Source organism: Acinetobacter sichuanensis (genome assembly GCF_003024515.2).
Taxonomy (GTDB): Bacteria; Pseudomonadota; Gammaproteobacteria; order Pseudomonadales; family Moraxellaceae; genus Acinetobacter; species Acinetobacter sichuanensis.
In genome coordinates this window covers 152,410-165,885 of the sequence record NZ_PYIX02000006.1, presented here as the reverse complement: position 1 = coordinate 165,885, position 13,476 = coordinate 152,410, and the positions used below count along the sequence as shown (strand labels likewise).

Annotated in this window: 13 protein-coding genes; 8 read left to right on the top strand and 5 right to left on the bottom strand. The window is 37.0% G+C overall.

The window, feature by feature from the left end:
• A partial coding sequence (locus tag C9E89_RS06350) for a DMT family transporter (RefSeq protein ID WP_107007420.1) occupies positions 1-853 on the top strand: 853 nt, incomplete at its 5' end.
• A gap of 4 nt (positions 854-857) precedes the next feature.
• On the opposite strand, the gene C9E89_RS06345 is transcribed toward C9E89_RS06350, so the two are convergent.
• The gene (locus C9E89_RS06345; protein WP_107007419.1) at positions 858-1,430 is read right to left on the bottom strand and encodes a PilZ domain-containing protein; all 573 of its coding nucleotides are present in this window, start codon (positions 1,428-1,430) and stop codon (positions 858-860) included.
• Between the two features lie 23 nt (positions 1,431-1,453).
• On the opposite strand from C9E89_RS06345, the gene C9E89_RS06340 reads away from it, so the two are divergent.
• The 3 genes from C9E89_RS06340 (at position 1,454) to C9E89_RS06330 (ending at position 5,893) form a co-directional block, all read left to right on the top strand.
• Positions 1,454-2,689 (top strand): lipoprotein-releasing ABC transporter permease subunit, encoded by a 1,236-nt coding sequence (locus tag C9E89_RS06340; RefSeq protein ID WP_107007418.1) that lies wholly within the window; start codon positions 1,454-1,456, stop codon positions 2,687-2,689.
• Complete coding sequence (lolD, locus tag C9E89_RS06335) at positions 2,682-3,365, top strand: lipoprotein-releasing ABC transporter ATP-binding protein LolD (protein ID WP_107007417.1); 684 nt, start codon at positions 2,682-2,684, stop codon at positions 3,363-3,365. Before C9E89_RS06340 ends, lolD begins: the two co-directional genes overlap by 8 nt.
• A 104-nt stretch (positions 3,366-3,469) precedes the next feature.
• Positions 3,470-5,893 (top strand): DNA internalization-related competence protein ComEC/Rec2, encoded by a 2,424-nt coding sequence (locus C9E89_RS06330; protein ID WP_107007416.1) that lies wholly within the window; start codon positions 3,470-3,472, stop codon positions 5,891-5,893.
• Here C9E89_RS06330 and C9E89_RS06325 read toward each other — a convergent pair.
• Entirely contained in the window at positions 5,876-6,832 is a 957-nt protein-coding gene (locus tag C9E89_RS06325) for a lysophospholipid acyltransferase family protein (RefSeq protein ID WP_107007415.1), read from the bottom strand. The genes C9E89_RS06330 and C9E89_RS06325 overlap by 18 nt on opposite strands.
• A 134-nt stretch (positions 6,833-6,966) precedes the next feature.
• Between C9E89_RS06325 and sppA the strand changes: the two genes are divergently transcribed.
• Entirely contained in the window at positions 6,967-8,004 is a 1,038-nt protein-coding gene (sppA, locus tag C9E89_RS06320; RefSeq protein ID WP_107007414.1) for a signal peptide peptidase SppA, read from the top strand.
• An 80-nt stretch (positions 8,005-8,084) separates the two neighbouring features.
• Positions 8,085-8,900, top strand: coding sequence for an alpha/beta hydrolase (locus C9E89_RS06315; protein WP_107007413.1), 816 nt, complete (start codon positions 8,085-8,087; stop codon positions 8,898-8,900).
• 67 nt (positions 8,901-8,967) lie between these two features.
• On the opposite strand, the gene C9E89_RS06310 is transcribed toward C9E89_RS06315, so the two are convergent.
• The 3 genes from C9E89_RS06310 to purM all read right to left on the bottom strand — a co-directional run bounded on the left by C9E89_RS06310 (position 8,968) and on the right by purM (position 11,395).
• A complete protein-coding gene (locus C9E89_RS06310) occupies positions 8,968-9,405 on the bottom strand; it encodes an META domain-containing protein (protein ID WP_107007412.1) in 438 nt (145 codons plus the stop codon).
• A gap of 276 nt (positions 9,406-9,681) precedes the next feature.
• Positions 9,682-10,314, bottom strand: a complete 633-nt coding sequence (gene purN / locus C9E89_RS06305; RefSeq protein ID WP_107007411.1) for a phosphoribosylglycinamide formyltransferase — start codon at positions 10,312-10,314, stop codon at positions 9,682-9,684.
• Positions 10,315-10,324: 10 nt separating this feature from the next.
• The gene (gene purM, locus C9E89_RS06300) at positions 10,325-11,395 is read right to left on the bottom strand and encodes a phosphoribosylformylglycinamidine cyclo-ligase (protein WP_107007410.1); all 1,071 of its coding nucleotides are present in this window, start codon (positions 11,393-11,395) and stop codon (positions 10,325-10,327) included.
• Positions 11,396-11,530: 135 nt separating this feature from the next.
• Here purM and cxpE point away from each other — a divergent pair, with 135 nt between their 5' ends.
• On the top strand, positions 11,531-12,730 hold the full coding sequence (gene cxpE / locus C9E89_RS06295; RefSeq protein ID WP_107007409.1) for a chloramphenicol efflux transporter CxpE: 1,200 nt from the start codon (positions 11,531-11,533) through the stop codon (positions 12,728-12,730).
• A 16-nt stretch (positions 12,731-12,746) separates the two neighbouring features.
• On the top strand, positions 12,747-13,457 hold the full coding sequence (hda, locus tag C9E89_RS06290; RefSeq protein ID WP_107007408.1) for a DnaA regulatory inactivator Hda: 711 nt from the start codon (positions 12,747-12,749) through the stop codon (positions 13,455-13,457).
• Positions 13,458-13,476: the final 19 nt, after the last annotated feature.

Sequence of the window (13,476 nt, the reverse complement as noted above, 5' to 3'; positions counted from 1 at the left end):
AGCAATTGTTTGGAGTGTAGAAGATTTATATTTAATGTGGGCATTGGTGATCCGATTATTGATTGCATTACCCATTGCAGCATTACTTTTAATTATTCTTAAAGTTAAATTTCCACTGAATAAAATTGCTTTGCATAGTTATTTTGCAGGTTCATTTAGTTTAATTGGCTCACAAATTTTTACCTATGCTGCAACGAGTTATTTGAGTTCAGGTATTATTGCTTTGATGTTTGGTTTAGCCCCTATTATGGCGGGTCTGATTGGGCGCTTTATTTTTAAGCAACAATTACAAAGCCTACAATGGATCGGGATGCTTGTTGCAGTTGGTGGTTTAGCGATTATTTGTATGAACGGGGGGTCTGAACAACGTATTCATCCTATTGGAATCGCTTTGATGCTGATGAGTGTATCGACTTATGCGCTCTCCATATTTTGGGTGAAGAAAGTGAATGCAACCGTTGAGCCGATGGCGCAAGCAACAGGTTCAATTTTGGTGTCCACTTTGATGGCTTTATGTTTGATTCCTTTTATTTGGCAACATGCGCCTGATCATATTCCAGAAACTAAATCTTTATTGGCGTTATTGTATACAGTGGTCATGGCATCCTTGATTGCTATGTTCTGTTATTTCAAATTAGTGCAAAATATTAAAGCCACAACATTGTCATTAACCAATGTGATGACACCTATGTTTGCAATGTTACTTGGTGCACTTTTGAATAATGAAAGTTTATCTTTAATGATTTTTGTTGGTGCTAGTATATTGTTATTTGGACTATTTTTATATTTCTTTAAAGATCTAAGAGCAAGTAGAGAACTTGCTCATAAAGTGAAAATATCAAATAAATCTTAAAGTTTTATTCTGATGAGTTTGACTCTACACACTCGGCAAGTTTAACGCGATCTTGTGGGTGTAGGGTCACAAAATATGCCCCAATTCGATAATACTCTTCATTGTCTGACACTCGTTCTGAATAAGCAATTTGTGCCGTTGCTGCGATATGAAAAAAGTTTTCTGCATGGCTTAAAGTCACATGAATATAAGTGCCTTCCTTAATATTTTGCTTACTAAAGAAGCTAAAACCGCTTTCCGAAAAATTCACATTTTGCGGAGTTGGTAACATGGTTTGTACAATTGAGTCATACAGAGAGCCTGTAATGAGGTTTAATTTTTGATTGAATAAGGATAAGATTCGAGCAATTTGTTGATCTTTTTCATTTAATTGGTCTAATTCGTATTGAAGCGCATGATCAAATTGATCTAACTCTGCAAGTAGTAGAAAATAGCGCGGCAATACAAAATTTGGATCATATGGATCGTTAAGTGCGACATGGTCAGAAATAATCTGATAGTTTATCCTTAATGCAGCATCGATTCGAGACATTACACGACGCTCGTTAGCTTCGGTTTGATGCTGTAACGTTTCCATAAAACACCTCGGACTTTGATGGTATGTTTAAACCAATCTCGCTGTATATAGGGTTGAGATACACTCGCGCACGGCGTAGTAATCACTTTATTTCTTTTATCGCCTTGGTGTCTATGATCGGTCTAACCTTAGGCGTTGCTGTTCTTATTACAGTTTTATCTGTGATGAACGGCTTTGACCGTGAATTAAAAAATCGTGTTTTGGGGATGGTACCGCAAGCCACGATTTCTTCCTCGCAGATTTTAACAGACTGGCCTGTACTTGCAAAGAAAATTGAGAAACATGAACACGTTACAGGGGTTGCTCCGTTTACTCAATTGCAAGGCATGTTGACTGCACAAGGACGTGTTGCAGGAATTATGGTGAATGGGATAGAACCGCAATATGAGAAAAATGTTTCTATTATTCAAAACCATATGGTTGAGGGCAGTATTGACCAGCTGAAAAAAGGTGAGTTCGGTATTGTCTTAGGTAAACAAATGACTGATGCATTGGGTTTAGGTCTCAATGACAACATTACTTTGGTTTTACCTGAAGCAACGCCATCACCTGCTGGTGTTGTGCCACGTTTTAAGCGTTTTAAAATTGTAGGAATTTTTAGTATTGGGGCAGAAGTAGATTCTAGCCTTGGCTACATTGCGCTGAATGATGCTTCGACATTGCTCAGACTGCCTGATGGCGCACAAGGTGTCCGTATGAAATTGGACAATATTTTCCTTGCGCCTCAAGTGGCTAATGAAATTGTACAAGAATTACCACATGGTTTTTATGCTTCAGATTGGACATATACGCATGGTAACTTGTTTAGTGCGATTCAAATGGAAAAAGCGATGGTAAGCTTATTGCTCTTTTTGATTGTTCTTGTCGCTGCTTTTAATATTGTTTCTTCATTGGTGATGGTTGTTACCGATAAAAAAGCTGATATTGCAATTTTACGTACTTTAGGTGCTTCACCAACAACAATTACACGAATTTTCATGGTGCAAGGTACAGTAATTGGTGTAGTGGGAACTTTGGCTGGTGCAGTACTAGGAATTATTTCAGCATTAGGGATTAGTAATTTGATCGATTGGCTGAATAATTTATTTGGTTGGCATTTATTTGATGCTTATTTTATTAACTATCTACCTTCTTATTTGCGTTGGCAAGATGTGCTTTTGGTGGTTGGGATTTCATTAGCTTTGAGTTTTGTTGCGACAATTTATCCTGCTCGTCGTGCTGCAAAAATTCAACCTGCGGAGGCGCTTCGTTATGAGTAATGTGGTGCTTGAAGCAAAAGATATTTATAAGTCATTTACTGATGGAAAATCGACCGTTGATGTGATTAAAGGTTTGTCCTTACAAGTTCATCAAGGAGAGTTTGTTTCTATTGTGGGCTCAAGTGGTTCAGGTAAAAGTACGTTGCTGCATATTTTGGGCGGATTAGATCGTCCATCACAAGGTTTAGTGAATCTAAACGGGCAACGTTTCGATACTTTGGGTGAAGCAGAACGCGGTTTTTTACGTAATCAGCATCTTGGTTTTGTTTACCAGTTTCACCATTTACTTCCTGAGTTTTCGGCACTGGAAAATGTGGCAATGCCTTTAATGCTGCGTAAAGATGCAGGATTTAAAAAGGTCAAAGAACGTGCCGAATATTTGTTGGAGCGAGTCGGTTTAACCCATCGTTTAACGCATAAACCAGGTGAGTTATCAGGTGGGGAGCGTCAACGTGTTGCATTGGCACGTGCCTTAGTCACTCAGCCAAAACTGATGCTTGCTGATGAGCCAACAGGAAACTTAGACCGAAAAACAGCCGTGACTATTTTTGAGTTGTTGCGTGATTTACGCAATGAGCTCAATATGGCAATGTTGATCGTAACGCATGACGAACAATTAGCAAAATCGGCTGATAAAGTTTTGCATATGCAAGATGGTTTATGGGTTGCAGAATAATTAAATTATTATGTATTAAAACTTAATAATTCCGATCAATTGCCTTGTTAAAGCTCATGAAAATGGGCTTTAATTGTTTAAAAATATTCAAAAAAATAATAAATATGTCGTATCTCTATTTACTCAGTATTGCTTGGATTGTTGGCATTCATTGTATGGGCAAATCGTCTCCATTTGAGATGAATATGATGCTTGCTTTGATGCTAAGTAGTATTGCTCTTGTTGCCATTTTTTATATTGTAAAAATAAAGCTGATTCATTTGTGGATCAGTCAAGTTGTAGTGCATTTGGGTTTAAGTTTGATGATGTTTTTTGTGGCATGGTCATATGCAGATCATGCTTTAGAGCAACGTTTAATATCACGAATCAAACAACCTGAGGTTATTTCTGCATTGGTTTATGTAAATACCATCAGCCAACTTTACAATGATGAAGAGCAGCAACGTATTCAACAAAATGCTTGGATCTTAAACTATGAAGCACAACCTATTCAAATTAAAGTAAATCTTAAACCGCAACAGCATTTAGAACTTGGACAATATTATCTGATTACAGGAAAAGTTAAACCTGCGCATAGTTATGCTGTAGAGGGAGCATTTGATAAGGAGCGTTGGTTTTTACAAGACAATGTCATGGGTACGATGAATGCGCAAATTGTAGAAAATATTTCAGCAGCTCAAGTTTCTGAACAAGGATATAGATATTTTGTACAACAGCAAACATCATGGTGGGCAAGGCTTAAGCTAGGTATAGAAGCCAAAAGATGGTTTTTTCGCCAGTCAATTGAACAGAGTGCATTTCAACAAAAGGGGCTATTATTAGCCTTGTTAACAGGTGATGAAAGTTTACTTTCTAAGCAAACACAAACATTATTTCAGCGTTTGGGCATTTCTCATTTATTAGCAATCTCAGGACCACATGTTTTGATTTTTGCTATGATTTTTTGTTATTTATTACAATGCTTTATTCAAAAATATTGTCCACAGCTTTATTTAACAATAGCCCGACCTTATTTCCTCATTTTTCCGTTTCTTTTGTGTGTTGCTTTATACACAGCATTTGTGGGCTTTGAAATACCTGCCTTACGTACTTTATTAACAGTGTCATTATGTAGTTTAATTTTACTGTTTAAGCAGTCTATTTCAGCCTTAAAAGTATTATTACTGAGCGCCAGTATTTTATTGTGGTTTGATCCTTTTAGTATTTTATCTGCGGCTTTTTGGTTGTCTTATGGTGCTTGTTTTATTCTCATTCGCGTGTATCAAACCATTCAGCAGCAGAGCGAAGAGAACCAAACTTGGCGACAAAAAGTCATTTTTTATATTCAAGTCTTGGTGGAGTCGCAATGGAAAATTTTTATTGCTCTATTTCCACTTGTGGTTTTTATTTTTCAAAAAGTAGCGTGGATTGCACCTATCAGTAATTTAATTGCTATTCCTTTGATTGGAGTGATCATTGTTCCTTTAGAAGTTGTAGGAGCGTGTTTGGCTTTGCTTTATCAACCTTTAGGAACTTTATTTTTTTCTGTTGCAGATTTTACTTTAACGCTATTGGTGCATTTTTTAGATATTTTAGATCAGATATTTTCTGAAAATTTACAATGGTTTGCCTTTACACCTTTGATGGTTGCTGCTCTTGCCATCGCAATTATTATTTTATTTTTACCACGAGGTCTCATTCCTAAAACGTGGGCTTTGTTATGTTGCGCTCCTTTGCTATTTCCGTATAAAAATCAATCGGAATTTCAGTTGAATGTATTGGATGTAGGACAAGGGCAGGCTATTTTTTTAAATTTACCAGATCAAAAAATAATGATTGATACAGGAGGTTCATTTGATGAACGTAAATTTAGTATTGGACAACAAGTCGTTATTCCTTATTTAAAACAACAAGGTGTGAAACAATTAGATCAAGTCATTTTATCTCATTTAGATCAAGACCATAGTGGTGCGTTCGTGGCGATTGAAAAAGAGTTGAATGTTAAGCAAGTTTATTCAAATCAAAATGATGGTCGGTTTAAGCATACTCATTTTCAATATTGTTATGCAGGGCAAAAATGGCAGTATGGGAATGTTACCATTGACGTTTTAGCACCACAACAGAATAGCCTAAGCTATGTGGGTAAACAACAAAATGAACTGTCATGTATTCTTTATATTCAAGTCAAAAATGCTCAAAATAATCAAAATTTTTTAATTATGGGTGATGCAGGGTGGGAGGCAGAATTTAACCTACTACAAGATTATCCAAACTTAAAAGTCGATGTTTTGGTGTTAGGACATCATGGTAGTCAGCATAGTTCAGCCTATGATTTTTTAGCGACTTTAAAGCCTAAGCTAGCCATCATTTCTGCGGGATTTGATAATCGTTATGGGCATCCACATCCGATTGTTCTTGCGCGTTTAAAAGAACTGAATATTCCTGTAATCAATACCATTGAGAAAGGAAATATTCAATTTCAGTTAGATTCGCAAAATCGTATGCAAACCTCATTTGCTCGAAACGAAAAACTATGGCTGGTTCGTTAGAGATTGGTGTTCAGCTTTGACTATATTGACTTTAGTTATGGCTTGTTCTTTAGGTAAATTATAAACATTATTTAATTCAGGATTTGCTTTAAAGCGTTTGTAGCTCCAATGATAATGTTCAGGGTAGCGTTGAATTAACTGCTCAAGCGTTTGGTGAATGACACGCGTTCCGTCATTTGCCGTACCTTCATAAATTTTTTCATCTATAGGTTCAATAAACATATCAAAGTCATCACTTTCATTGCGAATTGCATATAAAAGTAAAGATTTTGCTTTGGTTTTTTGAATTAATTTAGCACTTAAATTACTTGAAGCAAGTGGTACACCAAAATATTCAATCATCTCACCGCCTACTTTGGGCGTATGATCAGGCAGAATAACAGTTGTTCCACCTTGTTTTAGCGCTTTAAAAATTTGTCTAACACCAGACTCATCTGTTGGTACTAAATCTGCTTGTTCCCGACTACGTGCTTGGCGTACAAAATCATCTGCATCAGGGTTTTTAATGGGCTTATACATGATGGTCATTTGAGTAAATTGTGTAAACCAAGCATTCATAATTTCCCATGTACCAAAATGCGGCACAATCAGCACTAAACCTTTACCTTGTGCTAATGCATCATGAAAATGATGCTCACCATGAACTTTTCGAATTCTGGAAAGGTTTTTTTGCGTTGAGCTACCCCAAATGGTAAAAAACTCCATATAGGACTGTAGTTCATTGCGAATTGTTGCACGAGTAATACGTTCACGTTCTTGTTTGCTTAAAGTCGGTAAGCAGATTTCAATATTGAGTCGAATTGTTCTTGATGTTTTTGAAACATGCAAAATGTTCACAATACCTGCAAGTATGCGAGCATAAAATCGTGAAAATAAAATAGGCTGTCGACTAAAAAAATTTAATAGTCGAGTGGTTGAAGTTTTTTGCTTTTCAGTCATCGTTTATCAATGTGTAATACTGAGTCAAAGTGTTTTGAATTACGAATTATTATAAGTGAATTATCGTGATTTAAACAGTTTAACTGTATTAGTTGTATATAATGATGCCTTAAAACTTAATTTGGATGGTATTTATGTCCGATTGGCCACCTAAACCACAAAATGAAAATACACAAATTGATACTTCTGCATCACCACAGCCGACAGGTCAAGAATGGAAACTTTTAGAAAAAGTTGTACTTGCTTCTGTACAAGAACAACGTCGTAGCCGTCGTTGGGGCATATTTTTTAAAATTTTAACGTTTCTTTATATCTTTATTGTCTTTGGTTTTCTCTTGTTTGGACGAAGTTGTTCAAGTGATGGAGAGGATTCAACCAGCTCGATTTCAGAGTCACATTTAGGTGTTGTGAATATTGTAGGAACGATTGATTCAAGTAACCAAGGTGTAAATAGTACAGATACGATTAAGTCACTTAAAAAAGCTTTTGATGCAAAATCAGCAAAGGCTGTGGTTTTAAACGTAAACTCACCTGGTGGTTCACCTGTTCAGTCAGATGATATTTGGCAAGAAATACAATATTTGAAAAAGCAGCATCCTGAAAAGAAAGTCTATGCCGTTATTGGTGATATGGGAGCTTCAGGTGCTTATTATATTGCGTCTGCTGCAGATGAAATTTGGGTCAATCCTTCGAGTCTTGTGGGTTCGATTGGGGTGATTATGCCAAATTATGGTGTGAATGGTCTCGCACAGAAACTAGGCATCGAAGATCGCACGATGACCGCAGGGAATAATAAAGATATTTTGAGTATGACCAAACCAATTAACCCTGAACAACGCGCACATATTCAGGCTTTGTTAGATAATGTGCATTCACACTTTATTAATGCTGTAAAACAAGGTCGTGGAGAAAAACTTAAATCTCAAGATCCTGCAATTTTTTCAGGTTTATTTTGGACAGGTGAGCAAGCGATTCAACTCGGTATTGCAGATAAAGCAGGTAATATAGAAACACTTAAGCGTGAGTTAAAAACCAAAAAGACCGTGAATTATACTGTCGAACGTAGTCCTTTTGATTCAGTTTTAGGACGTTTAGGTTCAGAGATGGGGCACGGGGTAGGTGAAGCTGTCAGTCAAAAATTAAATATGAGCCAAGATGTAAAAATGCAATAAACCTTAAAACTTCAAAGCTTCTTTGCAGTGGTATTCAATGGTGAAGAAGCTTTGATCATTCAAAGTAGAAAGCGAAAATCATGAGTCATTCAAATCATTCTAAGCCACTAATTCACTTTGCACATGCTAATGGTGTTCCTTCAAAAGTCTATACAAAACTATTTGAGTTGCTCAAAGATGATTATGATGTCATCTATGTACCTGTGATTGGACCAGATCGTCGTTACCCTATTGCACAAGGTTGGAGTGAACTGGCAGATCAGGTCATAGATAGTATTATTCAACAAGCACAAGGACGTAAAGTAATTGGTTTAGGGCATTCATTGGGCGCAGTTTTAACCTTTAAAGCTGCATATAAACGTCCTGAATTATTTGAACAAGTGATTATGCTTGATCCACCTCTGATTGTTGGTCATGCTGCATTTATTATGTGTATGACTAAAATATTTAAGCCTGCTATGGTTGATAAAATTACACCTGCATCATTAAGTTTAAAACGCCGTGATCATTGGGAATCTCGTGAGCAAGCTGCTGATCTACTGAGACCTAAAGGTTTTTATCAAAATTTTGACCCAGAATGTTTCCAAGCATATATTGATTATGCTTTAACAGAAGACAATGTACGTGGTGGAGTAGAGCTTACTATTTCGAAGTATGATGAAGTTGAAATTTTTAGAACCAATTCAAATGCTATGTGGTTACCTGTGCCAAAGCCGCCTGTGCCAACTCAGCTTGTTGTGGGCGATACTAGTCCATTTCTACAACGTAAAATTCCGCAAATGATTAAAAACAAATTTGCAGTTCCATTTACAGTGACACAAGGTGGACATATGTTCCCACTTGAACATCCTGTTGATACAGTTGCACTGATTAAGTCTTTGATTCAGTCTGTATAATTAGAATGGGATAAAAAAATAAGCGCATTCAAGGCGCTTATTTTCATTTTAACTACAGATATTTTATTTATTTAACATTTTTAAATTTCAATACAGTTTTGTTATTTGCATCTATAAATTTCAGTTCTTTTTTAGATGCATCATAAGTTGTGACTTCACCTAAAGCTTGAATAAACTTTTGTGGAATATCCGTCGCATTTAGACATGCTTTTTGTGTAGAAGCTAAGTTAGAGAGCTGTATTTTTGTGCCTTTAACCGCATAACCACCCATGAAACGATTACAACCATCAGAGCCACTCACACGCTCATTGTCAAATTGAATACTAGGAACATCAGATTGAGTAGGATCAGCGCTGAGGGCTACACCATAAACTTCACTGACCACCCAATTTTTATTTTGCAATTCATTTAAATTACGTTCAGTAGAGGGGTTAGTTGTCGTTGCGCAACCGACGATACCTAATGTGAGTATTGCACAACTTGGGATTAGAATCGATTTTAACATGGCTTTCTCTCTCACTTTGGTTTTTGGTTAAGGTTATTTTAAAGTTAAATCAAGTAATAAGATCTTTTAACTAGGTTTTATTAACTAAGTTTTAGCATAACCTTTATATGATAAGTTTTAGGTGAAAGTTAACTCAAAAAGTACATAACTTAGATCAATTTAAAACACTTCTAAATGAAATGCTTGTCTCTAACTTATATCAAAGCCATATATTTTTGGCTTAAATAGATAATAAAAAACGCATCCAAAGATGCGTTTTTTTAAATCTGCTTGAATTTACAATTTACAAAATTGGATCGGTGCTGTTAAAGCTTGTCCTTTATACAATACTGTTCCATCTTGTGTATGTTGAATTGTGCCATTACAAATCCATTCCACAGCTTGTGGATAGATCAGATGTTCAAGTACATGTACACGTGTGGCAAGTGTCTCTACGCAATCATGTAAATTCACTTTTAAGACACCTTGTGTTAAGGCTTGACCTGCATCAAGTTCAGCAGTCACATAGTGAACTGTACAACCATGCAAAGTATCGCCTGTATTTAAAACACGCTGATGGGTATGCATACCTTTATAATGTGGCAATAGAGAAGGGTGAATATTCACCATTTTTCCTTGCCATGCATTGACAAATTTGGCACTTAAAATACGCATGAATCCAGCAAGAACGACTAAATCTACATCCCAAGCAAGGAGTTGTTGATGCATGACATCATCAAAAGCTTCACGATTAGGATATTGTTTGTGTTCAATGATTGCAGTTGGAATATTGGCTTTTGCAGCACGCTCCAATGCATAGGCGTCAGGTTTGTTGGAAATAACCCCCACAATTTGCCCTGATAGATTGGCATCCATCAAGGCTTGGAGGTTACTGCCGCTGCCTGAAACCAGTACAGCAATTTTGATCATGTGCTGTTACTTACGCAAAAATCACACGGATTTTTTCGTCAGCGCCTTCAACTGATTCAGCATTGTCTTGGATATGACCAATTGTCCATGCTTTTTCGCCTTGCGCAGTTAAAACTTCAATGGTTTTGTCTGCTTCAGCTGCATCAACTACAATGACCATACCAACGCCACAGTTAAATGCACGATACATTTCGAACTGATCCACACCACCTTCTTTTTGAAGGAGTTGGAAAAGTTCAGGCCACTGCCAAGATGCTTCATTAATCACAGCTTGTGCGCCATTTGGTAATACACGAGGTAAGTTACCAGGTAAACCGCCACCAGTAATGTGTGCCATTGCGTGCACATCAACATGCTTAAGCAGTTCAAGAATCGCTTTAACATAAATACGTGTTGGTTCCATTGCAGTATCTGCAAGCGGACGACCGTCTACGATTTGTGTCAAATCAACATTTTTTACATCGAAAATTTTACGAAGCAGTGAATAACCGTTTGAATGTGCACCTGAAGAAGCCACACCAATCAAAACATCGCCAGCTTTGACTTTAGTTCCGTCAATAATTTTGCTTTGCTCAACTACACCTACACAGAAACCTGCCAAGTCGTAGTCTTCGCCTTCATACATACCTGGCATTTCAGCAGTTTCACCACCGACCAATGCACAGCCTGCAAGTTCACAGCCTTGACCAATACCAGTGACAACATTGGCAGCAACGTCAACATTTAAATGTCCAGTTGCATAATAGTCGAGGAAGAATAATGGTTCAGCACCACAAACAAGAAGATCGTTTACACACATTGCAACTAAATCTTGACCAATTGTGTCATGACGATTTAAGTTAAGTGCTAAACGTAATTTTGTACCCACACCATCTGTGCCAGATACAAGAACAGGTTCTTCATAACCTTTAGGAATTTTACAAAGTGCGCCAAAGCCACCTAAACCGCCCATGACTTCAGGGCGAGTTGTGCGTTTAGCGACAGATTTGATTCGATCGACAAGTGCGTCGCCCGCTTCAATATCGACACCAGCGTCTTTGTAGCTTAAACCAGTGTTTGGGGTAGAAGTTGAGTTGCTCATAATTGAAGTCTCCGCATTCGCGCGGAGATTATACCCGAATATACGAAACTCTTATGTTATTTCTGCACTAAAATGCTATCTTTATTGAAATATTTTGCTTTCTATAACGATTAAATCTGAAAAAGGCGTGATTGCATGCACGATCGGACATTAAAACGAATTTTTATCCTTGCAGGGATAGCCTTAGTCCTATGGGTGCTTTATTTATTAAAGCCTGTAGTGATTCCATTTGTCGCTGCTTTTTTAGTGGCGTATCTGTTTAGTCCTGTAGTTGAAAAACTATCTAAAATTTTACCTCGTTGGCTATCTATTGCTATTGTTTTTATTGCCATAGGTTTAATTTTAACGTGGGCACTTTGGTTTGTTTTTCCATTGGTATGGAAACAATTAATTTATGCACGTGACAGTATTCCAGCAGGAATTCACTGGATCAACTCAACCTTTTTACCTTGGGTCTCAAATACCTTCAATGTTGAAAGAATGGAGTTAGATACAGATCAAATTTCTAAAGTCGTCATGGATTATGTACAAACCAATTATAGTGCAGATAGTATTCAGGCAATGGCATTGAAAATAGCCCAATCTGGTCTGAGTTTTATTTCTGTTGGTGGAACGATTGTTCTGATTCCAATTATCGCTTTTTATTTTTTATTAGATTGGAATCGTATGTTGGCGAGCATGAGAAATCTAATCCCACGGCCATATGAACAAAGTACTTTGAAAATTGTAGGCGAATGTCACAGCGTACTTGGCGCATTTGTCAAAGGACAATTTCTCGTCATGATCTTGTTGGGCGTTGTTTATGCTGTTGGCTTGCAATTGGTTGGTTTAGAAGTCGGGCTGATTATTGGGATGGTTGCGGGTTTATGTAGCATTATTCCTTATTTAGGCTTTGGTGTTGGTATTATTGCTGCGGTTATTGCATGCTTTTTCCAATTTGGTATGGATCTTAAACATTTGCTTTTGGTCTTGGCTGTATTTGGTGTTGGGCAATTGATTGAGGGCTATATTTTACAACCATTTTTACTGGGTGATAAAATTGGTTTATCTCCAGTAGCGGTTGTTTTTGCAGTTTTAGCTGGGGCTCAGTTGGCAGGCTTTTTAGGTATGTTAATCGCTTTGCCTGTAGCAGCCGTTATTGTTGTATTGTTGAAGCATGTTCGTGAGTGGTATGAGCATAGCGCATTATATTTACCTCAAAATGCAACCGTTGTTGTGGAAAATCATGGGAATACTCAAAATATTTCACTAGAAAGTGAGCAAGTCGATCTTGATATTGAGTTTAAAAACACGCAAGATAACAATGAAACGAAATCGGACAATGACCCACTTTAAGGGAAAATAAAGACATATGCGTCAATTACAGTTGGATATAGAGCCACAACTGGATGCCAAGATTAGTGATTTTTCTGGTCCTGGTTGGGGACCAGTCATTGATGCCGTTAGACAATTACACGCAGGATTGATTAGTCGATTTTATATTTATGGTGGAGCAGGGACAGGAAAAAGTCATCTTTTATCTGCGATTTGTGACTCTTATTTGGAAACGGGTAAGTCAGCAATTAAAGTGTCCTTGCTTGAACTGTTAGATGCACCTATAGAAGCTATTCATTCATTAGAAACATACGATTTAGTTGCTTTAGATGATATTGAAGCGATCAGTGGTGTGCCACATTGGCAAAAAGCCGTTTTTCATTTGATTAATAATAACAACGAAGGTGGTGGGCAATTGGTATTTTCATCCAGATTTGCTCCCATTGAGTTAAAACTTGAACTACCCGATTTACAATCACGTTTGACCCAAGCAGTGAGTGTAAAAACACCAAATGGTAATTCTTATGCAGATCGTCAAGCATTGTTGCATTCTGTGTTAGAACGTCGGGGTGTACATTTTGACCCACAAATAACAGAATATTTGCTATTACATGGTTCACATCAAACCAGTACACTCTTACAATCTGTTGACCGTTTAGAAAAATTATTGAAAGGTGAGAAGATAAAACTTTCTCATTCAACATTAAGACAAATTTACGCGTTGATCGATGAGTACAGTCCACAATAAAATTCTTGAGAATTTTATA

What these genes read in the sequence shown, in the direction of transcription:
- C9E89_RS06345 (WP_107007419.1), bottom strand. Translation starts at nt 1,430, where the DNA reads ATGGAAACGTTACAGCATCAAACCGAAGCTAACGAGCGTCGTGTAATG.
- C9E89_RS06340 (WP_107007418.1), top strand. Translation starts at nt 1,454, where the DNA reads ATGTTTAAACCAATCTCGCTGTATATAGGGTTGAGATACACTCGCGCA.
- lolD (WP_107007417.1), top strand. Translation starts at nt 2,682, where the DNA reads ATGAGTAATGTGGTGCTTGAAGCAAAAGATATTTATAAGTCATTTACT.
- C9E89_RS06330 (WP_107007416.1), top strand. Translation starts at nt 3,470, where the DNA reads ATGTCGTATCTCTATTTACTCAGTATTGCTTGGATTGTTGGCATTCAT.
- C9E89_RS06325 (WP_107007415.1), bottom strand. Translation starts at nt 6,832, where the DNA reads ATGACTGAAAAGCAAAAAACTTCAACCACTCGACTATTAAATTTTTTT.
- sppA (WP_107007414.1), top strand. Translation starts at nt 6,967, where the DNA reads ATGTCCGATTGGCCACCTAAACCACAAAATGAAAATACACAAATTGAT.
- C9E89_RS06315 (WP_107007413.1), top strand. Translation starts at nt 8,085, where the DNA reads ATGAGTCATTCAAATCATTCTAAGCCACTAATTCACTTTGCACATGCT.
- C9E89_RS06310 (WP_107007412.1), bottom strand. Translation starts at nt 9,405, where the DNA reads ATGTTAAAATCGATTCTAATCCCAAGTTGTGCAATACTCACATTAGGT.
- purN (WP_107007411.1), bottom strand. Translation starts at nt 10,314, where the DNA reads ATGATCAAAATTGCTGTACTGGTTTCAGGCAGCGGCAGTAACCTCCAA.
- purM (WP_107007410.1), bottom strand. Translation starts at nt 11,395, where the DNA reads ATGAGCAACTCAACTTCTACCCCAAACACTGGTTTAAGCTACAAAGAC.
- cxpE (WP_107007409.1), top strand. Translation starts at nt 11,531, where the DNA reads ATGCACGATCGGACATTAAAACGAATTTTTATCCTTGCAGGGATAGCC.
- hda (WP_107007408.1), top strand. Translation starts at nt 12,747, where the DNA reads ATGCGTCAATTACAGTTGGATATAGAGCCACAACTGGATGCCAAGATT.